The organism is Pseudomonas sp. D3, assembly GCF_029320995.1.
Lineage (GTDB): Bacteria > Pseudomonadota > Gammaproteobacteria > Pseudomonadales > Pseudomonadaceae > Aquipseudomonas > Aquipseudomonas paraveronii.
On sequence record NZ_CP119772.1, the window covers coordinates 5,345,853 to 5,366,929 of the forward strand.

Below are 21,077 nucleotides of genomic sequence, written 5' to 3' on the forward strand. Positions count from 1 at the left end.
GATATTCCTTAAATACTTTGTAGTAACGGGAAAATGAGCGGGGAATCAGTCTTCCAGAACGGCGAGAATTTCGTTCTCGCTCATTACCAGCAGGTCTTCGCCGTCGACTTTCACGGTGTTGCTGCCGGAGTAAGGGCCGAAAACAACCTTGTCACCCACTTTCACAGCCAGCGCACGTACTTCACCGTTTTCCAGAGCCTTGCCTGGGCCAGCAGCGATGATCACACCGTGGTTGGCCTTTTCAGCAGCCGAACCTGGCAGAACGATACCGCCAGCGGTTTTCTTTTCTTCTTCGCTGCGACGGATTACGACGCGGTCGTGCAGAGGACGAAGCTTGCTCATTGTCGATCTCTCCTAATTGTGTTTTTCATCGGCCGGTGTCAATACCGGCAAGTTGTATTCCGGCGGTGCCGGTCGCGCCTCGCCAAGCAAGACGCGGAAGTCTGTCTGGTGTCGCCACCAGAAACCTTGCGGTGACCGTTACATAAGGGCGCATAAGCATATTACAAGGGGCGGGGGATGAATTTTTTTGCGTCTGCCAGCCCATAAAAACAACACGGCACCCGAAGGTGCCGTGCCAGTGAAGCCGTTATTTACTGTCGCGATGCTCGAACTCACCTTCGATCACATCACCTTCGCGTCCCAACGGCTGGCGCGGAGCCGGGCCGCCACGGGGTTGCAGGTCGTCTGCGAACGCGCGCTGGCGAATCGCAGCCTCTTCGGCACGCTGGCGCATTTTGCCCGCCAACAGCTTGCGGGTGAAGGGCAGCAACATGACCAGGCCGAGCACATCGCTGATAAAGCCCGGCAGGATCAACAGGCCTCCGGCCAGGGCCATCATCAGGCCTTCGAGCATGGTTTGTGCCGGCAATTCACCACGATTCAGGCTTTCACGGGCACGCAACGCCGTGGCCAGACCGGCGACGCGCAGCACCAGAACGCCGAGCATCGAGCCGAGAATGATCAGCAGCAGCGCCGGGAAAAACCCGATCGCACCGCTGACTTTTACGAATACGAACAGCTCCAACACCGGGAACAGTAGAAAGAGCAATAAAAAAGGGCGCATCAAATGGTTTCCTCAACGCAAGATTGCCTTGCCAGTCCACCTTAGATGACGTCGCCATTTCGTGAATTCAAGCTTCAGCCGCGCTTTTTTTCGGCCAGACCGCAGCATGAGCCAATGAAACCAGAGCCTCGCGTACTTGTGTCGACGTGTTGCAAGACTCGGCGAACGGCAACCAGTGCAGCGCATGGCCTATGCGCAGGTGCATGCCTTCACTGTCGATCCCGGCCAATTGCGCCGGTTCATGGGTGGGCAAGCCGGCCAACTCGACGTAATGGGCGATGGCCTTGGCGTGGTCCGCGTTCATGTGCTCGACCATGCTGCGCTCGGTCGGGCCGGCGAACGGGTTGCCCAGGGTCAACCGGTCAAGCCAGTGAATCGCGCCAAAGCCGCCGATATAGCGGTGACGTACCGGCTTGAGCACCCAGAAGTCGAAATCGTGGGCCTTGTGATAGTTAGCCGATTCGGGGAAGTAGCGGTAATAGCGCTCGGCCGCCGCTTCAATCGCGGCGACGTCGTGCAATTGCTCGGCCTCGGCCAGGTAAGTCAGGCGCCCAACCGCCTGCACATCATCCGCTTCACGCTCGCCGACCAGCAACGAACACTTGGGGTCTTTCTGCAGGTTATGGGTGTGTTGGGCAATCCGGCTGATCAGGATCAGCGGCCGACCCTGCTCGTCCAGACAGTACGGCACGACCGAACCGAAGGGAAAGCCGGGCATGGCTTTGGACAATGTGGAGAGAGCCCCACGGTATTCCTTGAGCAACAGCTCTCGGGCGTTTTTGGCAACGTGCGCGCTCAACGTATGACTCCTCGGGAATTCAGTCGCCCATGGCGTATGGGAATGGATCTCAAGCCAAGGTAATCAATAACCGCGCAGGTTGCCAGCGAGCTTGAGGCCGATTACCAGGCCACGCCAAACCCTGCGGTGTAGCGGGTCTTGCTCAAGCTGCTTTCCGAGTCGCCACTGATCACGTCACGCTCGGCCTTGAGATTGAGCGACGCCCACTCGGTGACCTTGTAGCGCAGGCCCATTTGCGCTTCGAGGGCGTATTCGGCCGGCCCGCCGATAGGCTTGCCCAATTCGCCGGAGGTGAAAAACTCAACCTTCTTGCCGATCAGGTAGCGGTTGTAGTCCCACTTCATGGCCAAGGAATAGAAGTTGTCCTTGCCGCCGTCGGAATATTCGTAATCGGTGCGGTTAACCAGCGAACCCAGGGAGAATGCGCCGAGCTCATCGTCCCAGAACTGGTAGCCCGGGCCAGTGCCGACCGTGCGCTGGCGGGACAGGTCTTCCACCCTGTCGCGCTTGTAGGTCAGGCGACCCTGCCAGAACCAGTGCTCGGTGATGAACCGGTCGAGGTCATATTCCAGGGACCAGTTGTCGGTGGTGGTGACGTCGTCCTGGAATTCGCGGTTGTACTCGCCCTGCCCGGTGTGGCGCCATTGGCCATGGCGGGCGGAAGTCTTGAAGTCGATGTCGTAGTCGTTGGTGTCTTTCTCGGCGCGCTTGTAGTCCAGCGCCATGTCGACGTTGCCTTTCCACACCAGGTCTTCGATCACCGGCTTGGGCTTGATGATCTGCTGGATGCTGGCCAATTCCACCGTCTTGGGCGCCTCGCCATTGGCCAGCACCACTTTGCCATCGTCCGCCGCCTGCAAGGATTTGGCTTTCTCTCCGGTGTAGGCATCCTGCTTGACCAGCAATTCCTGATCGCTTTCCAGGGTTTTCACCTGTTTCCAGTCCACCGGTATAGCCCCAGCATAGTCGGTCTGGATCAGCAACTTGCCACCGTCGAAGACCTTGATCTTGCCGGTCAGACGGTCGCCGTTCTTTAACCAGACCGTATCGGCGAGCAAGGGGGTGGAGGCGCTGAAAACAGCAAGGCACAGCAAGGTTCTGGACAACATAAGCAGATAGGGGCTCAGGGTTGGCGAAAAAGGGGCGTTATCGTGTTAGATAGCAAGGACTGACTCAAGGAATTGTGTTGAGTTCAGTTCTCATCTGCATATTTACAGACGTTTCTTACAAAAAAACGACGCTCTGAACGGATATATCCACCGTGAAACCACCCGCCGAAGCCCCGCAAAGCCCTGCCGAGATGCGCCGCACCGCGCTGTACCTGACGCTGGCGCAAGTCCCCAAAGGCTGCGTGGTGAGTTATGGCGAACTGGCGCACCTCGCCGGGCTTGGGCGCGCGGCGCGCTGGGTCGGGCGCACGCTGAGCCAACTGCCCGAAGACACGCGCTTGCCCTGGCACCGCGTGCTGGGCGCCGGTGGTCGGATAAGCCTGCCGGTGGGCAGCGCCTCAGGCGACGAACAACGTGCGCGTTTACGCGACGAAGGTGTCGCTATCCTGAACAACCGCGTGGATATTCAGCGTCATGGCTGGCGCCCGGTAGAGCACAGCGGTTAGAGTGCGCGCTTTGTTTCCGTGAATCTGAGGCAGACTCCAGCCCATGCCCCGTAAAACCTGGCGCGCCGCGCTCGCCGCCTATGCCAGCCCCTCGACGTTAGTGCTGTTGTTGCTCGGCTTTGCCGCCGGCTTGCCTTACATGTTGGTGTTCTCGACGCTTTCGGTCTGGTTGCGTGAGGCCGGTGTGGCCCGCGAGACCATCGGCTATGCGAGCCTGATCGGTTTGGCGTATGCCTTCAAATGGGTGTGGTCGCCACTGCTCGATCAATGGCGCCTGCCGCTGCTCGGCAAACTCGGACGTCGTCGCTCCTGGCTGGTACTGGCCCAATCGCTGGTGATCCTCGGATTGATCGGCATGGGTTTCTGCGACCCGCAAAAACACTTGTCCTGGCTGATCGCTATCGCGGTGATCGTCGCCTTCGCTTCGGCTACCCAGGATATTGCGGTTGATGCCTATCGCCTGGAAATCGCCGATGACAGCCGCCAGGCTGCCCTGGCCGCCAGCTACATGTCCGGCTATCGCATCGCCGCCCTGCTGGCCACGGCTGGCGCGCTGTTTTTTGCCGAAGGTTTTGGCTCTACCGGTTTCAACTATAAACATTCGGCGTGGACCGGCACCTATGTGCTGTTCGGCGCACTGATGATTCCGGCGCTGCTGACCACCCTGTTTATGCGCGAGCCCAATGTGCCACTGCGGACTCAGTTGCAGGCGGGGCGCTACAGCTTCATGCACCAATTGGTGTCGGTGTTTGTACTGATTGTGCTGTTGGTGTCGGTGCCGGCGATGTTCACCCAGTTGTACAACACCGACTTCGCCAGCGTGCTGTTCCACGGCGTAAGCCTGTGGGAACTGTTGATGGAAGACCGCGCGTTCCTGCGCGCGATCCTCTATATCACCCTGACTGCGCTGTGCCTGTCGGCCATGGGCCGCCGAGGCCTGGCGCCGGTGCTGACGCCGGTCAACGACTTCATCCTGCGCTACCGCTGGCAGGCGTTGCTGCTACTTGGGCTGATCGCCACCTATCGCATGTCCGATACGGTGATGGGCGTGATGGCCAACGTGTTCTATATCGACCAGGGCTTTACCAAGGACCAGATCGCCGGGGTCAGCAAGATCTTCGGCCTGATCATGACCCTGGTCGGCGCCGGTATGGGCGGCCTGTTGATCGTGCGCTTCGGCATCCTGCCGATCCTGTTCATCGGCGGCATCGCCTCGGCCGCCACCAACCTGCTGTTCGTGATGCTCGCCGACATGGGCCCGGACCTGCAGATGCTGATCTTCACCATCTCCCTGGACAACTTCAGCTCAGGCCTCGCCACTTCGGCGTTTGTCGCCTACCTGTCGAGCCTGACCAACCTCAAGTTCTCCGCCACCCAATACGCGCTGCTCAGCTCGATCATGCTGTTGCTGCCGCGCCTGATCGGCGGGTATTCGGGGGTGATGGTGGAGAAGTTCGGCTATCACAACTTCTTCCTGATCACCTGCGTGCTGGGCGTGCCGACGTTGCTGCTGATTGCGCTGCATTGGTTCCAGGAAAACCGGCGGATTCGCTTGAACCCGCCGGCAGAAGACTGAAACAACTCGTTCAATGTGAGAGGGGCGGTGCGACGATTCGACTTGCTCCCGATAGGATCATCGCGGTGTGACTGAAGCACCGAGTTGCCTGCATCGGGGGCACGCCCCCTCCCAACCCCCCTCTGCATTCTGATGCCTGTACTCCAGCAGCCAGCGCCCGTACAATCCCAAGTCACTTCAAGTCCAAGCAACCGACAACGGCCTACCATGCGTACCAGTCAATATTTGCTCGCCACACTGAAAGAAACGCCTTCCGACGCGGTTGTGATCAGCCATCAGCTGATGCTGCGCGCCGGTATGATCCGCAAGCTGGCTTCCGGCCTGTACACCTGGTTGCCCATGGGCTTGAAGGTGATGCGCAAGGTTGAAGCAATCGTTCGCGAAGAAATGAACGCTGCCGGTTCTCTGGAAGTGTTGATGCCGAGCACCCAACCGGCTGAGCTGTGGCAGGAATCCGGGCGCTGGGAAGAGTACGGCCCGGAATTGCTGCGTTTCAAGGACCGTCATGGCCGCGACTTCTGCGCCGGCCCGACCCACGAAGAAGTCATCACCGACCTGATGCGCAATGAGTTGAGCAGCTACAAACAGCTGCCCCTCAACCTGTATCAGATCCAGACCAAGTTCCGTGATGAGATCCGTCCACGCTTCGGCTTGATGCGCGGCCGCGAGTTCATCATGAAGGATGCGTATTCGTTCCACCCCGACCAGGCGTCCTTGCAGATCACCTACGACCGCATGCATACCGCCTACTGCAACGTGTTCACGCGCCTGGGCCTGAAATTCCGCCCGGTTGAAGCGGACAACGGTTCCATCGGCGGCGCCGGCTCCCACGAATTCCACGTACTGGCCGAATCCGGCGAAGACGATATCGTGTTCAGCAACGGTTCCGACTACGCGGCGAACATCGAGAAAGCCGAAGCCGTGCCACGGGAAACCTCCCGCCCAGCGCCGGCTGAAGAGCTGCGCCTGGTGGACACCCCGGACACCAAGACCATCGCGGCCCTGGTGGAAAAATTCAATCTGCCGATTGAAAAGACCATCAAGACCCTGATCGTTCACGCCGAGGAAGCCGGCAAGCTGATCGCCCTGGTGATCCGTGGCGACCACGAACTCAACGAGATCAAGGCGGCCCAGCAACCTGGCGTGGCCAGCCCGCTGGTCATGGCCTCCGATGCCGAATTGCGCGACGCCATTGGCGCCGGTGCCGGCTCCCTGGGCCCGCTGAACCTGCCGCTGCCGATCATCATCGACCGTTCGGTCGAGCTGATGAGCGACTTCGGTATCGGCGCGAACATCGACGACAAGCACTACTTCGGCGTGAACTGGGAACGCGACTTGCCGGTGCCGACCGTGGCCGACCTGCGTAACGTGGTCGCCGGTGACCCAAGCCCGGATGGCAAGGGCACCCTGGAAATCAAGCGCGGCATTGAAGTCGGGCACATCTTCCAGTTGGGCAACAAGTACAGCAAGGCGATGAAGTGCGAAGTGCTGGGCGAAAACGGCAAGCCGATCACCCTGGAAATGGGTTGCTACGGCATTGGCGTATCGCGCGTGGTTGCCGCTGCCATCGAGCAGAACAACGACGAGAAAGGCATTATCTGGAGTGACGCCCTGGCGCCGTTCCAGGTCGCCCTGGTGCCGCTGCGCTATGAAACCGAGCAGGTCCGTGAAGCCACCGACAAACTGTATGCCGAACTGACGGCCGCCGGTTTTGAAGTGCTGCTGGATGACCGCGACAAGAAAACCAGCCCAGGCATCAAGTTCGCCGACATGGAACTGATTGGCATCCCGCACCGGATCGTGGTCAGCGACCGTGGCCTGGCCGATGGCAATCTGGAATACAAGAGCCGGACCGAAGCCGAAGCCCAACCGTTGCCGGTGGCTGACGTGCTGTCTTTCCTTCAGGCGCGTATTCGTCGCTGAAAACCAGATCAAGAGAAGTCATGTTCAAGCGAAACACCAGAGCCCTGGGGGGCGCCGCCTTGTGCGGTGCCCTGCTGGTCAGCGGCTGCGCCAACCAGATGTCGCAACGCAGTGAGCACGAGGAGCGGGTCGAGCGTAAATTGCTCGACCACAGCCTGCAGATCGATGTAGGCGAACCCAAAGTGCTGGAGCTGCCGCAACGCCGGGTTCGCATTCACGAGCAAAAGACCTTCGAGGTCACCGAATTCGAAGTCACCCGTCGTTATGACCGCTACACCCCCTACCAGCCCTGGCGCAAACTCTATGAGCTGCCGCTGGGCGCGGTCGCTTTGGTGGCAGGCGCGGGCGCCAACGTGGCGAATATCTTCGCCCTCGGCAACCTGCCGACCAGCATGACGCACGATTGGCTGAGCTACGGCATCGACGGCCTCAACCCGTTCATGAACGTGCAATCCCATGGGCGCGCGCAACAGAACCTGGCGGGTATCGATGAAGTCCAGCGCGACAAGCGTGTGGAGTATTCGAGCCTGCCCTGGAGCGAGCGCCCGGTACAGGTCACCGCCGGCAAGCAAGAGCATGAACTGACCACCGACCGCAACGGCGTACTGCGCCTGAACCTGTTGGACAGCCCGTTCGCCGAGCAGGATCTGAACCGCATCAGCACCTTGAAGATCAGCGTGGAAGATAGCCAGGACGACGTGCATTCGGACTCGACCCTGGCCGTGAGCAACACACTGCGCGGCAAGTTGCTGGAAGCCCACAGACTGATCTACGACGACTTGGAAGACGACGAAGTCAGCCAGTGGGTACACCGCGTCAAGCGTCTGTCGGAGCTGGGCCTGGAGGAAGAAGCCAGTGAACTGGAACAGAGCCTGATCGAACTGACCCGCAATGATCCAGAGTTACAGCAGGAGTTCCTGCAAGCGCTGACCAAGGATGCGGGGAGACTCGTCGCAGATCCTGGCGCGCGCTGAGCCCTCAGAAGCACTAAAGGGCTAATGTGGGAAGGGCTTGCCCCTCCCCACATTTTTGTTTCCGGGTTCTACCACGAGAGCTCGAGCTGTTCGTTACCGCTGCTCAAGTCGAGCAACCGCACGCCAATCCCCAGCAATCGCACCGGCTTGCCACCGCGATTGAACGCCTGGGTCATCAGTTGTTGATAACTCTCCAGGTCCCGCCCTGCCCCCGCCTGCTCCAGGGTGGTCTGGGTAAAGTCATGAAACTTCACTTTGACGAACGGCTTACCCGCGCGGTAGCTGCTGTCGATGCGCGCTATACGCCCAGCCAGGGTTTCCATCAGCTCGGGCAGTTTCGCCAGACAACTTGAGAGATCCGGTAGATCCTCATCGTAGGTGTTTTCCACACTGATCGATTGCCGGCGATTGTCGTTCTGCACCACGCGGTCATCTATCCCACGGGCCAGACTCCACAGCCGCTCGCCAAAACTGCCGAATTCGCGCACCAGCGCCAGCTTGTTCCATTCGCGCAATTGCAGGCAGTCTTCGATCCCCATGCGCCCCAGCTTGTCGGCGGTCACCTTGCCCACGCCGTGCAGTTTTTTTACCGGCAGTATCGACACAAAGTCTTCGACCTGGTCCGGCGTGATCACAAACAAGCCGTTGGGTTTCTTCCAGTCACTGGCGATCTTGGCCAAAAACTTGTTGGGCGCCACACCGGCGGACACGGTGATGTGCAATTGATTGGAGACCCGGCGCCGGATGTCCTGGGCGATACGCGTGGCGCTGCCGCCAAAATGCGGGCTGTCGGAAACATCCAGGTAGGCCTCATCCAGGGAGAGCGGCTCGATCAGGTCGGTGTAGTCGCGAAAGATGCTCTGGATTTCTTTCGACGCTTCTTTATAAGCATCCATGCGCGGCTTGACGATGGTCAGGTCCGGGCAGAGCTTCAAGGCATGACGCGACGACATGGCCGAACGAACCCCGTAGGCCCGCGCTTCGTAGTTACAGGTGGCAATCACGCCGCGCCGATCCGCCGAACCGCCCACCGCCAGGGGCTTTTGCGCCAGGCTCGGGTTATCGCGCATCTCGATGGCGGCGTAGAAGCAATCACAGTCGACATGGATGATTTTGCGCTGCGTCATATATAGAAGGGAGTGCAATCCAACGGGCGGCCAGTATCGCACTCACACCTGTATATAGCACCAGTAGTTTGAATCTTCCGCGCAAGCGGTAGGAAATAGCCCAGGTAGATTTATTTTCTCAATCGAAATCAGCCTACCAATAGAGCTGAAAGCCTCGGCCCGACTGGCCCGTAGCCATTTCAACAACCGTGATGGAGAGGTAAGCGATTGAACCACAAGCGCTTTTCTTCGATTCATAGGTTGACACCCCTGCGTTCCGCTGTAGAATGCCGACACACAGACGCGGGATGGAGCAGTCTGGTAGCTCGTCGGGCTCATAACCCGAAGGTCGTCGGTTCAAATCCGGCTCCCGCAACCAAACATCAAAAAAGGCTACTCGAAAGAGTGGCCTTTTTTGTGCGTGCTCGTTTTTGATTGTCGGACAAAAAATCTTTCCCCATCGCGCACTTACCGCTCGCAGCGGACAAATACGCGCTCATTCACACTTATTTGACCTATCGGCCCATTAACGGTTGACACCCCGCCACTTGGCTGTAGAATGCCGCCCACAGACGCGGGATGGAGCAGTCTGGTAGCTCGTCGGGCTCATAACCCGAAGGTCGTCGGTTCAAATCCGGCTCCCGCAACCAAACATCAAAAAAGGCTACTCGAAAGAGTGGCCTTTTTTGTATCTGACAAAAAAGCTCTTCTGAAACAATGGCATGGCATCTTTCATGAAACCGTAGACGGTTCGTGGAGTCCATTTCATCGCACGCCATGCTTAATCCTTCTACGACCAATGGCCGCAGTCGCCGCATCCGGCGATCCGCGTTAATATTTGTAATTATTTTGTCCATAGGGATTGGTAACTTGGCTGGATACCCCCATCCTGTCGCGCACAATCCACGAGGTGATTGATGCGCGCCAACTCGTCTGAACCACAAGACTCCGTCACAGCGACACAACCGATCACTCCCACCCGTTTGCGCTGGCTGGATCTGTTAAGCAAGTATCGGCAACCCATTGGGCTGGCCGTGACGCTGCTGCTGTTCGCAATCGCCCTGATCGCCTGCCGACACCTGCTGCTGGAACTGGATCTCTACGCCCTCCACGACTCGATCCTGGAAGTGCCCAAGCCGGCATTGCTGGGCGCGTTAGCTGCCGCCATCGGCGGTTTCATCATTCTATTGGGCTATGAGTTTTCCGGCGCGCGCTATGCCGGGGTGAAACTGCCCGCCAAGACCCTCGCCCTCGGCGGCTTTACCGCCTTTGCCATCGGCAACGCCATTGGCCTGTCGATGCTCTCGGGCGGTTCGGTGCGTTACCGTTTATATGCGCGTCATGGCATCGGGGCTTCGGAAGTCGCCCGCATGACCGTGTTCGCCAGCCTCGCCCTGGGCTGCGCCCTGCCACCGCTGGCTGCATTGGCCACCTTGAGCAACTTGCCCGCCGCGTCCGCCGCCTTGCATGTGTCGCAAGGCTTGCTCGGCGCTATCTCCGGTGCCGTGTTGCTGTTGTCGGCCGCGCTGTGCATCGGTATTTATCGCCGGCGCCTGCCAGAACAACCCTACCCGGACAACCTGCTGGTCAAGGTTGGCCGCCGCACACTGCGCCTGCCCGGTCGGCGCCTGACGTTCCTGCAACTGATCATCACCGCGCTGGATGTCGCCGCTGCCGCCACCGTCCTTTATTTGCTGCTACCGGAAGCGCCACCCTTCGGCCCGTTCCTGCTGGTGTACCTGTTGGCGCTGGCCGCCGGCGTACTCAGCCATGTGCCGGGTGGCGTCGGGGTGTTCGAGGCGATCCTGCTCGCAGCCTTTGCCGACAAACTCGGTGCCGCGCCATTGGCCGCTGCCCTGCTGCTGTATCGCATGATCTATGTGGTGCTGCCGCTGCTGATCGCCTGTGTGTTCCTGTTGGTCAATGAAGCCCAGCGGCTGTTCCAGACCCAGCAGAGTTTGCGCGTGGCTTCAGGCTTCGCAGCGCCGGTACTGGCCGTACTGGTTTTTTTGTCCGGCGTGGTCCTGCTGTTTTCCGGCGCCACGCCAGAGATCGACTCACGCCTGGAAAACATCGGTTTCCTGATTCCCCACCGCCTGATTGACGCCTCGCACTTTGGCGCGAGCCTGATCGGCGTGTTGTGCCTGTTGTTGGCCCAGGGTCTGCGTCGACGCTTATCGGCAGCCTGGATGTTGACCATGGTGCTGCTGTTGACCGGCGCCCTGCTCTCACTGCTCAAGGGCTTCGACTGGGAAGAAGCCAGCCTGATGACCATGACTGCGGTGTTGCTGGCGATCTTCCGCCGCTCCTTTTACCGCGCCAGCCGCTTGACCGAATTGCCGTTCTCGCCGCTGTACCTGGTGGCCAGTGTGTGCGTGCTGGGAGCGTCTATCTGGCTGCTGCTGTTTGCCTATCAAGACGTACCGTATAGCCACCAATTGTGGTGGCAGTTCACCCTCGACGCCAACGCCCCACGCGGCCTGCGCTCGCTGCTGGGGGCGGCGGTGCTGCTGGTGATCGTGTCGCTGACCTGGCTGCTGCGTACCGCGCGCCCGGTGATCCACCTGCCGACTCCGGAAGAAATGGAACGCGCCACCAAGATCCTGATGGCCTCATCGCAACCCGACGGCGGCCTGGCGCTGACCGGCGACAAGGCGCTGCTGTTCCACCCCAAAGATGAAGCCTTCCTGATGTACGCCCGTCGCGGGCGCAGCCTGGTGGCCTTGTACGACCCGATCGGCCCGACCCAACCCCGTGCCGAGATGATCTGGCAGTTCCGCGACCTGTGCGACATCCACCATGCGCGCCCGGTGTTCTACCAGGTACGCGCGGAAAACCTGCCGTACTACATGGACATCGGCCTGACCGCGATCAAGCTGGGCGAAGAAGCCCGCGTCGACCTGAAACGCTTTGACCTGGAAGCCAAGGGCAAAGAGATGAAGGATTTGCGCTACACCTGGAACCGTGGAACCCGGGACGGCTTGTCCCTGGAAATCCACGAACCGGGCACAGCGCCGATGGACGAACTCAAGGTCATTTCCGACGCCTGGCTGACCGGCAAGAACGTGCGGGAAAAGGGCTTTTCCCTGGGACGTTTCAGCGACGACTACCTCAAGCACTTTCGCATCGCGATCATTCGCTTCGAAGGACACCCGGTTGCCTTCGCCAACCTGCTCGAGACCTACAACCACGACCTGGCCAGCCTCGACCTGATGCGCGCCCACCCCGATGCGCCTAAGCTGACCATGGAATTCATGATGGTCGGCCTGATTCAACACTATAAGAATCATGGTTATGCTCGCTTCAGCCTCGGCATGGTGCCATTGTCTGGCCTGCAACCTCGCCGTGGCGCGCCGCTGACCCAACGCCTGGGCTCGATGGTGTTCCGTCGCGGCGAGCAACTCTATAACTTCCAAGGTTTGCGCCGTTTCAAAGACAAGTTCCAGCCTGACTGGGAACCCCGTTACATGGCCGTGCCCGCAGGACTTGATCCGCTGGTGGCACTGGCCGATACCGCCGCCCTGATCGCGGGCGGCTTGACTGGATTGGTGAAACGCTGATGATTCGACGCTCCTGGCGGTATGTATTGGCTTTTGTGGTGGTGCTCGCCGTGGCGCTGGGTGGAGGCTATTGGTACTGGAACCGCCCTGCCCCGCAGCCGACTCTGGAGCAGTTGCCCCAGGCAGATGGCTCGGTGATGACCCGCGTAACCCCCGCTGGCACCCCGAAAGCCCGCGTGGCCGTGGCGGTAATGGCCGACGAGACCCTGACTGACAGCCAACTGATTGCCCTGAGCCAGGGCGGCAAGGCGCAGATCGTCCAGGTGATCCTGCCCAAGGATGACTGCACGCTGCAGCAACAGGCACTGCAAGGCGCCCTGAGCCAGCTCAAGGGCCCCGCTACCCTGGTCAGCGGCATCGGCCCTGGCGCCGCCCTCGCCTGGCGCTGGCTGGCTACACAGAACGACGACAAGGCAAATGCGATCTCCGTCGGCTTCGCCCTGGTACAGGAAGGCTGTAAAGACCCTCTGCCAAAGACCGCCGCCCATGGCAATTGGCTGGTGGCATGGAACGACAACCCTGACGATGAAAGCGCCAGTTTCGTGCGCGACACCCCTCGCGCCACCACCAGCATCAGCGACTACGACATTCACTACCCGCAAGTGCTGAATAACGAACTGCGCAAGCAACTGGTGGGTTCGGACAACGGCGGCCTGGCGATTCCGGTCGTGGAAGTCCCCGCCGGCCAGGCCAAGGACACCGTGACCCTGTTCCTCTCCGGTGACGGCGGCTGGCGTGACCTCGACCGCGACGTAGCCGGTGAAATGGCCAAGATCGGCTACCCGGTCGTAGGCATCGACACCCTGCGCTACTACTGGCAGCACAAGACCCCGGAGCAAAGCGCCAAGGACCTCAGCGAGCTGATGCAGCACTATCGGCAGAAATGGGGCACCAAGCGCTTTGTGCTGACCGGTTATTCGTTCGGTGCCGACGTATTGCCGGCCATCTACAACCGTATGCCGGAAAACGAGCAGCAACGCGTCGACGCGATCATCCTGCTGGCGTTTGCGCGCACCGGCAGCTTTGAAATCGAAGTAGAAGGATGGCTGGGCAATGCCGGCAAAGAAGCCGCGACCGGCCCTGAAATGGCCAAGCTACCGGCGGACAAGGTGGTCTGCATCTACGGTGCCGAAGAGGTCGACGAGAGCGGCTGCACCGACAAGACCGCCGTGGGCGAAGCGATAAAACTGCCAGGCGGGCACCACTTCGACGAGAACTACCCGGCGCTGGCCAAGCGCCTGGTGGATATCATCGTCAAGCACCAGGCCAAGACCGAGTAATCCTACGCTGTACGCAAAACCCAATGTGGGAGGGGGCTTGCTCCAGATAGCGATGGGTCAGTCATAAGATCATTGACTGACACTCAGCTATCGGGAGCAAGCCCCCTCCCACATTGGTTTGCGGTGTTGGTTAGCGCCTAGCGCGGTTCGATATGCGCAATCATCAACTGCACGGTTTCCTGGCCACGGAACTCGTTCACGTCGAGCTTGTAGGCCAACTCCACCCAACGCACGGTCGGGTTCGGCCAGACCTCACGGTCCACCCCAAACGCAATACCGTCGAGTTTCACTGACCCGCATTCGCTCTTGAGCACCACTTTCAGGTGCCGCTCCCCCACCACACGCTGCTCTACCAGCTGAAACACCCCATGAAACAACGGCTCGGGGAAGAGCTGCCCCCATGGGCCGGCATGCCGCAGCGCGCGCGCCAACTCCAAGTGAAACTCTTCCACCGCCAGGGTGCCGTCCGACAACAGCCGCCCGGTCAAGTCTTCTTCGCGCAGTTGCCGACGCACTTCGGCATCAAAGGCTTCGGCAAACAGGGGGAAGTTCGCCTCGGGCAATGTCAGGCCGGCCGCCATGGCGTGGCCGCCGTATTTGCTGATCAGGTTGGGATGCTGGCTTGCCACCACCGCCAGCGCATCCCGGATGTGAAAGCCCTGCACAGAGCGGCCTGAACCCTTGAGCAGGCCATCACCGGCGTCGGCAAAGGCGATGGTCGGACGGAAATAGCGTTCTTTCATGCGCGACGCCAGAATCCCGATCACGCCTTGGTGCCACTCCGGGTCGAACAGGCACAAGCCATACGGCATCGACTCCAGCGGCAAGTCCTTGAGCTGGGCCAGGGCTTCGCGTTGCATGCCTTGTTCGATGGATTTGCGGTCCTGGTTCATGCCGTCCAGTTGCGCGGCCATTTCCCGTGCGGCGGCGAAATCCGTGGTGAGCAGGCATTCGATGCCCAGGCTCATATCGTCCAGGCGCCCGGCGGCATTGAGCCGTGGCCCGAGGATAAAACCGAGGTCGGTGGACGTGATGCGCGCATGGTCACGCTTGGCCACTTCGAGGATCGCCTTGATCCCCGGCCGCGCGCGACCGGCGCGGATGCGCTCCAGGCCCTGGTGGACCAGAATGCGGTTGTTGGCATCCAACGGCACCACATCGGCGACGCTGCCCAGGGCGACGAGGTCGAGCAACTCGCCGAGGTTCGGCTGCTGTTTGTTCGCGTACCAGCCCAAACTGCGCAAACGCGCACGCAGGGCCATCAAGACATAAAAGATCACCCCGACCCCAGCCAACGCCTTGCTGGGAAACTCACAGCCCGGCTGGTTGGGGTTGACGATAGCGTCCGCCGCCGGCAATTCATCCCCCGGCAAGTGGTGGTCGGTCACCAGCACTTTGAGCCCCGCCGCCTTCGCTGCCGCCACGCCTTCGACGCTGGAGATGCCGTTATCCACGGTGATCAGCAACTGCGGCTCGCGCTGCAGGGCCACGGCGACGATTTCCGGCGTCAGGCCGTAGCCGTACTCAAAGCGGTTGGGCACCAGGTAATCGACATGGGCCGCACCGAGCAAGCGCAGGCCCAGAGTGCCCACCGTACTGGCTGTGGCGCCATCGGCGTCGAAGTCGCCGACGATAAGGATGCGCTGGCGTTGCTCCAAGGCCGTCACCAGCAGGTCTACCGCCGCGTCGATGCCCTTGAGTTGTTGATAAGGGATCAACCGCGCCAGGCTCTTGTCCAGTTCGGCCTCCGTCTGTACCCCGCGCGCGGCGTAGAGGCGGGTCAACAGCGGTGGCAGTTCACCGAGAAACGGCAGGACAGCAGGTAACGGGCGGGGATCGATACGCATGGGACGCTGGGGAATTCTCTGTAGGGGAAATATTAGCGGCAGGCTTCAAGCGCTAGCTCAATCGCGCTCGCCGACCAGCCATTGCAGTTGCACTTCATGCTGGCCGCGGTCGTCGGTGACGAAGATCGTGCCTTCGCTGATCATCACGTCCCACTTGATCACGCGGGGCATGTCCTTGGCCAAGGTCTCGAGGACCTCTTGCGGTACGGCAGCGATGTGTACGTTTTTCAGGTTTTTCGCCACCGGAACCACTTTGCCTTCCCACACGCGCAGGCTGCCGTAAGCCAACAGACTGGTGCGTTCGGTGCGACGCGAGCACCAGGTCAGGCGGTCGGCATCGGGCTGGCCGACTTCGATCCAGTGCAAAACCCGATCATCCAGACTTTTTTCCCACAGGGCTGGCTCGTCTACATCTGACAGGCCACGGCCGAACGACAGTTGCTCGTTGTACCAAAGGGCATAGGCCAGCAGACGCACGGTCATGCGTTCTTCGGTTTCCGAAGGGTGGCGGGCGATGGTCTGTTTGACGCTCTCGTACACCGAGCGATCGAGGTCGGTGAGGTTGAGTTCGAATTTGTAGGTCGTGGACGGCTGGGCCATGAACGGACTTCTAGAGACAGGAAAAGGCTGGCAGTCTAACCGATGGCGAGGCGATTCAACGAATGCTGCGCTGCATCATCCTTATCCCTGCCCCCCTCGGCTATGTTAAAAGGCATCACACCACTGTGCTGCGTATGAAAGGTTCCTCATGTCGTTTAACGCCAAACCGCTTGCCGGCCTGAAGGTCATCGAACTCGGCACCCTGATCGCCGGCCCGTTCGCCTCACGCATTTGCGCCGAGTTTGGCGCCGAAGTGATCAAGGTCGAATCCCCGGACGGCGGCGACCCGCTGCGCAAATGGCGCAAGCTGTACGAAGGCACCTCGCTGTGGTGGTTCGTGCAGGCGCGCAACAAAAAATCACTGACGCTGAACCTCAAGCACCCGGACGGCCTGGCGATCCTCAAGCAGTTGCTGGCGGACGCCGACATCCTGATCGAAAACTTCCGCCCTGGCGTCCTGGAAAAGCTCGGCCTGAGCTGGGACACCTTACATGCGCTGAACCCGAAACTGGTAATGGTGCGCCTCTCGGGCTTTGGCCAGACCGGGCCGATGAAAGATCAGCCGGGGTTTGGCGCGGTAGGCGAATCGATGGGCGGGCTGCGTTACATCACCGGTTTTGAAGACCGCCCGCCGGTGCGCACCGGTATTTCCATCGGCGACTCCATTGCCGCCCTGTGGGCGGTGATCGGCGCGCTGATGGCGTTGCGACACCGCGAGGTCAACGGCGGGCTGGGCCAGGTGGTTGATGTGGCACTGTATGAAGCCATCTTCGCCATGATGGAAAGCATGATCCCGGAGTTCGATGTGTTCGGGTTCATTCGCGAGCGCACCGGCAACATCATGCCCGGCATCACACCATCCTCGATCCACACCAGCGCGGACGGCAAGCATGTGCAGATCGGCGCAAATGGCGATGCGATCTTCAAACGCTTCATGTCCGCCATCGGCCGCGAAGATTTGGCCAACGACCCGCAATTGGCCAGTAATGACGGGCGTGACGAGCGCCGCGACGAGCTGTATGGCGTGATTGATCGCTGGGTCAATTCGCTATCGCTGGAACACGTGATTGAGCAGCTCAACAAGGCTGAGGTGCCAGCCAGCCGCATCTACAGCGCCGAAGACATGCTCGGGGATCCGCAATTTCTGGCGCGGGAAATGTTCCTCAACGCGCAACTGCCCGACGGCAAGGCCTTCAAGATGCCAGGTATCGTGCCCAAGCTCTCCGACACGCCGGGCAGTTGTGAGTGGGTGGGGCCGCAACTGGGTGAACACAACGGCGTAGTACTGGGAGAATTGGGCTATGACGCGGCTGCCATCATCCGCTTGCGTGAGCAAGGAGCGATCTGATGGTGCGCTCAAGATAGTGGCTCACCGCTGGCTGTTGCACCTGTGCGCCCCTTTGCTGGGACTTTTGCCGCTGCCGACCCAGGCGGCGCAAACCTTGATCTGGCTGGTGCGAGACCTGCCACCACTGACGATCTTCGAAGGTCCGCAAAAAGGCCAGGGCGCCATCGACGAATTGTTGCCGATGCTGATGGAGCGCCTGCCGGAGTATCAGCACCAGGTCCAGCACGTCAACCGTGCCAGGAGCATGCAGATGCTCCAGGCGCCCTCCCTCACCTGCGACCCTACCCTGATGTGGACGCCGGAGCGGACCCAATGGATTGTATATTCCGACCAGGCTTTTTCCGTGGTGAGCAATGGCGTAGTCGTTCGCCAGCAAAACCGTGAAGTGTTGGCGCCCTTTGTCGCGCGAGGCAAGGTCGACCTGCAAGCGATGCTACGGGACAAGAGCACACGCCTGGGCATCATCGCCGAGCGCAGTTACGGGCCATTCATCGACGGCATGTTGCGGCATGGCGACACGCACAATCGGGTGATGCACTACGGCAACGACGCCTTGGGCAGCCTGCTGCAAATGCAGCGCCTGGGACGCCTGGAAGGGGTACTGGGTTACTGGACCGAAATTCGCTATCACGCATTGCAGCAAGGTATTGATCCCGAGGCGCTGGCGTTTTATCCGATTGCCGGCACCACGCCCTATCAGCACATCCATATCGGCTGTTCGGATACGCCCGAGGGGCGCCAGGTCATGACGCGTATCAACCAGTTGCTGGGCGACCTGCCGCAGGCGCAGTTGCTACGTGCCTACGCGTCATGGCTCGGCCCGGCCCTGGGTGAGCAATACCTGCTGGATCATCAGCGATTCTATGAAGAAGCGCCCACCCCGTGATAAATCGCGGGCAAAAAGAAACCCCGAAGAGTGGGGAAACACTTCGGGGTTAAACGTGGCCTACAAAGACCAGTACAGCAAGTCACAAACACCGGAGCACAATGTCTGCTCTTGCTGTTACTAAATCAGACCAGCCACGCAGTAGGAAGTTTCCGCCGATAAACAATTCTTCATGCAAGGGCGCTGCTGCGGGTCTGGGCAGCGTTGCGCAAGGCGGCGATCACCGAGGGTTCCAGGCGCCCTTCGGCAATTTTCAGGTCGCGCAGCAGGCAATCGACGACATCCACCAGCACGCGCTTGTCGGTCAGTTGCGCCCGGTCGACATCACGCTCGACCACGATAGCACCGGCAGGATTCTTTACGGTCACCAGGCACTCGCCCTGCACACCAGCGGTGGTCAGCGTAACCTGATAAGGGCTCAGTGCTTCTTCGAGCAATAGGCTGATACTTTCCATTTCGATCACCACTCAATAGTTCGGGAACAATCGTTTCAACGGGGGCTGCCTCTCTCCTAAGTGACGGGTTGTGACGTAGGAAAGTTCGCTTTTTCGTCTTTATGAGGCCGCGGGGGAGTGACTTGGAACAGCATGCGCTTGCAACATGACAACGAAAAAACGGCCGCACATAACTGCTTACGCAATGGGTTGCCGTTTCAGGGTTCGCCCTGCAGCGCGGCTGAGGGTGAACCCTATACTCAGTAAGCGCTGATCACGCTGTCACACAGCTAGAAGTGCATGTCAAAGGCCCTTATTGCTAAGGATGAACATGATGGTGGAACACAACGAACAACAAGCGTCGATGGAGAAGATGCATGCTGACGTATCTCGCATCTATGCCGAAATTTCACGCATGCATGCCGAGCAAGGCAAGCTCAACGCGGAGTCCTTGAAGATAACCTGTGAGACGTTTTGGTACCCCATGGGCGTAGCGATGGCCGTTGTCGCCACAATTGCTTCAATTACCGGAATGGCCATTAAATTACTGTTGTAACCAGCACACTGTTGGGCCTGCCAGAAACAAAAAACGCCGCTGACCCAAGGAAGGGAAAGCGGCGTTTTTGTCTGCGCCGAAGCGCCAGCAGTTTGCCTTACAGCGGCTTACCACGATTGCCATGCTGGCTGACAAACGCCTGCATCGCCTTCAAGTCATTCGGCAGCACGGTGCAACGTTCTTCACGCTCGAACAAGTCGGCCAGATGCTCCGGCAACTCCAGCGCCTTGCCAACGCCCGCTTTCTCCACCGCTTCCGGGAATTTGACCGGGTGCGCGGTGCCGAGGATCACCATCGGAATGTCCAGGCTACGACGGCATTCGCGCGCGGCCTTCACGCCGATAGCGGTGTGCGGGTCCAGCAGTTCGCCGGTCTGGGCATAGACTTCAGCGATGGTTTCGCACGTTTGTGCATCGTCCACAGCCAGGGAGTCGAACAGCTTGCGGGTTTCGGTCCAGCGCTCTTGATCGACGCTGAAACCACCACCGCTCTTGAAGCTGTTCATCAGCTCGGCGATGGCAGCGCCGTTGCGACCGTGCATGTCGAACAACAGGCGCTCGAAGTTCGACGACACCATGATGTCCATCGACGGCGACAGTGTGGCGTGCAGCGTTTCCTTGACGTACTGGTTGCCGCTCATGAAGCGGTGCAGGATATCGTTGCGGTTGGTAGCGACGATCAACTGGTTGATCGGCAGGCCCATGTTACGCGCCAGGTAGCCAGCGAAGATGTCGCCGAAGTTGCCGGTCGGCACCGAAAACGACACTGAACGTGCCGGGCCACCCAACTGCAGCGCGGCGTGGAAGTAGTAGACGATCTGGGCCATGATCCGCGCCCAGTTGATCGAGTTCACCGCGACCAGGCGCGTGCCCTTGAGGAAGCTCTGGTCAGCGAAGCTGTTCTTGACCATTTCCTGGCAGTCGTCGAAGTTGCCTTCGATGGCGATGTTGTGGATGTTCTCACCAAAAATGGTGGTCATCTGCCGACGCTGTACTTCCGACACACGCTTGTGCGGGTGCAGGATGAAGATGTCGACGTTTTCGCAATGCTTGCAGCCTTCGATGGCCGCCGAGCCAGTATCACCGGAGGTGGCGCCGACGATCACCACGCGCTCGCCGCGCTTCTCCAGCACGTAATCGAGCAGGCGACCCAGCAGTTGCAGGGCAAAGTCCTTGAACGCCAGGGTCGGGCCGTGAAACAGCTCAAGGACCCACTCGTTGCCATTCAGTTGGCGCAGAGGAGCGATGGCGCTGTGGGAAAACACGCCGTATGTCTCTTCCAGGATCTTTTTGAAATCCGCATCCGGAATGCTGCCAGTGACGAACGGGCGCATCACCCGGAACGCCAGTTCGTGATACGGCAGGCCAGCCCAGGAAGCGATTTCTTCCTGGGTGAAGCGTGGCAGGTTTTCCGGCACATACAGGCCGCCGTCGGTGGCAAGGCCTGCCAACAGGACGTCTTCGAAATTCAGGGCCGGTGCCTGGCCGCGGGTGCTGATGTAACGCAT

18 protein-coding genes and 2 tRNA genes are annotated in these 21,077 nt (G+C 60.1%); 11 read left to right on the forward strand and 9 right to left on the reverse strand.

Going from position 1 to position 21,077, the window contains the following annotated elements:
- Positions 1–45: 45 nt before the first annotated feature.
- The 4 genes from P3S72_RS24670 to P3S72_RS24685 all read right to left on the reverse strand — a co-directional run bounded on the left by P3S72_RS24670 (position 46) and on the right by P3S72_RS24685 (position 2,974).
- Positions 46–342: a co-chaperone GroES gene (locus P3S72_RS24670; RefSeq protein ID WP_094953007.1), complete on the reverse strand. Its 297-nt coding sequence runs from the start codon at positions 340–342 to the stop codon at positions 46–48.
- Positions 343–589: 247 nt separating this feature from the next.
- Entirely contained in the window at positions 590–1,066 is a 477-nt protein-coding gene (locus P3S72_RS24675; RefSeq protein ID WP_017846113.1) for an FxsA family protein, read from the reverse strand.
- Positions 1,067–1,133: 67 nt separating this feature from the next.
- Positions 1,134–1,865 (reverse strand): DUF2470 domain-containing protein, encoded by a 732-nt coding sequence (locus P3S72_RS24680; RefSeq protein WP_276194669.1) that lies wholly within the window; start codon positions 1,863–1,865, stop codon positions 1,134–1,136.
- A 101-nt stretch (positions 1,866–1,966) separates the two neighbouring features.
- Positions 1,967–2,974, reverse strand: a complete 1,008-nt coding sequence (locus tag P3S72_RS24685) for a DUF481 domain-containing protein (RefSeq protein ID WP_276194670.1) — start codon at positions 2,972–2,974, stop codon at positions 1,967–1,969.
- A gap of 191 nt (positions 2,975–3,165) precedes the next feature.
- Between P3S72_RS24685 and P3S72_RS24690 the strand changes: the two genes are divergently transcribed.
- The 4 genes from P3S72_RS24690 to P3S72_RS24705 all read left to right on the forward strand — a co-directional run bounded on the left by P3S72_RS24690 (position 3,166) and on the right by P3S72_RS24705 (position 7,953).
- Positions 3,166–3,480, forward strand: coding sequence for an MGMT family protein (locus P3S72_RS24690; protein ID WP_276197994.1), 315 nt, complete (start codon positions 3,166–3,168; stop codon positions 3,478–3,480).
- A 43-nt stretch (positions 3,481–3,523) separates the two neighbouring features.
- A complete protein-coding gene (locus tag P3S72_RS24695) occupies positions 3,524–5,056 on the forward strand; it encodes an AmpG family muropeptide MFS transporter (protein ID WP_276194671.1) in 1,533 nt (510 codons plus the stop codon).
- Between the two features lie 207 nt (positions 5,057–5,263).
- Positions 5,264–6,979: a proline--tRNA ligase gene (locus P3S72_RS24700; RefSeq protein WP_276194672.1), complete on the forward strand. Its 1,716-nt coding sequence runs from the start codon at positions 5,264–5,266 to the stop codon at positions 6,977–6,979.
- A 20-nt stretch (positions 6,980–6,999) separates the two neighbouring features.
- The gene (locus tag P3S72_RS24705; protein WP_276194673.1) at positions 7,000–7,953 is read left to right on the forward strand and encodes a hypothetical protein; all 954 of its coding nucleotides are present in this window, start codon (positions 7,000–7,002) and stop codon (positions 7,951–7,953) included.
- A gap of 68 nt (positions 7,954–8,021) precedes the next feature.
- Here the strand turns inward: P3S72_RS24705 and dinB are convergent, their stop codons facing one another.
- Positions 8,022–9,080, reverse strand: a complete 1,059-nt coding sequence (gene dinB / locus P3S72_RS24710; RefSeq protein WP_276194674.1) for a DNA polymerase IV — start codon at positions 9,078–9,080, stop codon at positions 8,022–8,024.
- Between the two features lie 281 nt (positions 9,081–9,361).
- Here dinB and P3S72_RS24715 point away from each other — a divergent pair.
- From P3S72_RS24715 to P3S72_RS24730, 4 genes are all read left to right on the forward strand, one after another.
- A tRNA-Met gene (locus P3S72_RS24715) sits at positions 9,362–9,438 on the forward strand.
- A gap of 194 nt (positions 9,439–9,632) precedes the next feature.
- Positions 9,633–9,709 (forward strand) — tRNA-Met (locus P3S72_RS24720).
- Between the two features lie 267 nt (positions 9,710–9,976).
- A complete protein-coding gene (gene mprF / locus P3S72_RS24725) occupies positions 9,977–12,619 on the forward strand; it encodes a bifunctional lysylphosphatidylglycerol flippase/synthetase MprF (RefSeq protein ID WP_276194675.1) in 2,643 nt (880 codons plus the stop codon).
- Positions 12,619–13,899 (forward strand): AcvB/VirJ family lysyl-phosphatidylglycerol hydrolase, encoded by a 1,281-nt coding sequence (locus P3S72_RS24730; protein ID WP_276194676.1) that lies wholly within the window; start codon positions 12,619–12,621, stop codon positions 13,897–13,899. Before mprF ends, P3S72_RS24730 begins: the two co-directional genes overlap by 1 nt.
- Before the next feature lie 137 nt (positions 13,900–14,036).
- On the opposite strand, the gene recJ is transcribed toward P3S72_RS24730, so the two are convergent.
- Together recJ and P3S72_RS24740 are read right to left on the reverse strand one after the other, a co-directional pair.
- Complete coding sequence (gene recJ, locus P3S72_RS24735) at positions 14,037–15,746, reverse strand: single-stranded-DNA-specific exonuclease RecJ (RefSeq protein ID WP_276194677.1); 1,710 nt, start codon at positions 15,744–15,746, stop codon at positions 14,037–14,039.
- Positions 15,747–15,803: 57 nt separating this feature from the next.
- On the reverse strand, positions 15,804–16,346 hold the full coding sequence (locus tag P3S72_RS24740; protein ID WP_276194678.1) for a YaeQ family protein: 543 nt from the start codon (positions 16,344–16,346) through the stop codon (positions 15,804–15,806).
- Positions 16,347–16,494: 148 nt separating this feature from the next.
- Here P3S72_RS24740 and P3S72_RS24745 point away from each other — a divergent pair, with 148 nt between their 5' ends.
- Together P3S72_RS24745 and P3S72_RS24750 are read left to right on the forward strand one after the other, a co-directional pair.
- The gene (locus tag P3S72_RS24745) at positions 16,495–17,694 is read left to right on the forward strand and encodes a CaiB/BaiF CoA-transferase family protein (protein ID WP_276194679.1); all 1,200 of its coding nucleotides are present in this window, start codon (positions 16,495–16,497) and stop codon (positions 17,692–17,694) included.
- Positions 17,695–17,710: 16 nt separating this feature from the next.
- A complete protein-coding gene (locus P3S72_RS24750; RefSeq protein WP_276194680.1) occupies positions 17,711–18,580 on the forward strand; it encodes a TIGR02285 family protein in 870 nt (289 codons plus the stop codon).
- A 170-nt stretch (positions 18,581–18,750) separates the two neighbouring features.
- On the opposite strand, the gene P3S72_RS24755 is transcribed toward P3S72_RS24750, so the two are convergent.
- Positions 18,751–19,035, reverse strand: a complete 285-nt coding sequence (locus P3S72_RS24755; protein WP_276194681.1) for a DUF3509 domain-containing protein — start codon at positions 19,033–19,035, stop codon at positions 18,751–18,753.
- A gap of 313 nt (positions 19,036–19,348) precedes the next feature.
- Here P3S72_RS24755 and P3S72_RS24760 point away from each other — a divergent pair, with 313 nt between their 5' ends.
- The gene (locus P3S72_RS24760; protein ID WP_253400439.1) at positions 19,349–19,570 is read left to right on the forward strand and encodes a hypothetical protein; all 222 of its coding nucleotides are present in this window, start codon (positions 19,349–19,351) and stop codon (positions 19,568–19,570) included.
- 97 nt (positions 19,571–19,667) lie between these two features.
- Here the strand turns inward: P3S72_RS24760 and thrC are convergent, their stop codons facing one another.
- Complete coding sequence (thrC, locus tag P3S72_RS24765) at positions 19,668–21,077, reverse strand: threonine synthase (protein WP_253398599.1); 1,410 nt, start codon at positions 21,075–21,077, stop codon at positions 19,668–19,670.

Coding starts and splice junctions, on each gene's coding strand:
- P3S72_RS24670 (WP_094953007.1), bottom strand. CDS start 342: ATGAGCAAGCTTCGTCCTCTGCACGACCGCGTCGTAATCCGTCGCAGC.
- P3S72_RS24675 (WP_017846113.1), bottom strand. CDS start 1,066: ATGCGCCCTTTTTTATTGCTCTTTCTACTGTTCCCGGTGTTGGAGCTG.
- P3S72_RS24685 (WP_276194670.1), bottom strand. CDS start 2,974: ATGTTGTCCAGAACCTTGCTGTGCCTTGCTGTTTTCAGCGCCTCCACC.
- P3S72_RS24690 (WP_276197994.1), top strand. CDS start 3,166: ATGCGCCGCACCGCGCTGTACCTGACGCTGGCGCAAGTCCCCAAAGGC.
- P3S72_RS24695 (WP_276194671.1), top strand. CDS start 3,524: ATGCCCCGTAAAACCTGGCGCGCCGCGCTCGCCGCCTATGCCAGCCCC.
- P3S72_RS24700 (WP_276194672.1), top strand. CDS start 5,264: ATGCGTACCAGTCAATATTTGCTCGCCACACTGAAAGAAACGCCTTCC.
- P3S72_RS24705 (WP_276194673.1), top strand. CDS start 7,000: ATGTTCAAGCGAAACACCAGAGCCCTGGGGGGCGCCGCCTTGTGCGGT.
- dinB (WP_276194674.1), bottom strand. CDS start 9,080: ATGACGCAGCGCAAAATCATCCATGTCGACTGTGATTGCTTCTACGCC.
- mprF (WP_276194675.1), top strand. CDS start 9,977: ATGCGCGCCAACTCGTCTGAACCACAAGACTCCGTCACAGCGACACAA.
- P3S72_RS24730 (WP_276194676.1), top strand. CDS start 12,619: ATGATTCGACGCTCCTGGCGGTATGTATTGGCTTTTGTGGTGGTGCTC.
- recJ (WP_276194677.1), bottom strand. CDS start 15,746: ATGCGTATCGATCCCCGCCCGTTACCTGCTGTCCTGCCGTTTCTCGGT.
- P3S72_RS24740 (WP_276194678.1), bottom strand. CDS start 16,346: ATGGCCCAGCCGTCCACGACCTACAAATTCGAACTCAACCTCACCGAC.
- P3S72_RS24745 (WP_276194679.1), top strand. CDS start 16,495: ATGTCGTTTAACGCCAAACCGCTTGCCGGCCTGAAGGTCATCGAACTC.
- P3S72_RS24755 (WP_276194681.1), bottom strand. CDS start 19,035: ATGGAAAGTATCAGCCTATTGCTCGAAGAAGCACTGAGCCCTTATCAG.
- P3S72_RS24760 (WP_253400439.1), top strand. CDS start 19,349: ATGGTGGAACACAACGAACAACAAGCGTCGATGGAGAAGATGCATGCT.
- thrC (WP_253398599.1), bottom strand. CDS start 21,077: ATGCGTTACATCAGCACCCGCGGCCAGGCACCGGCCCTGAATTTCGAA.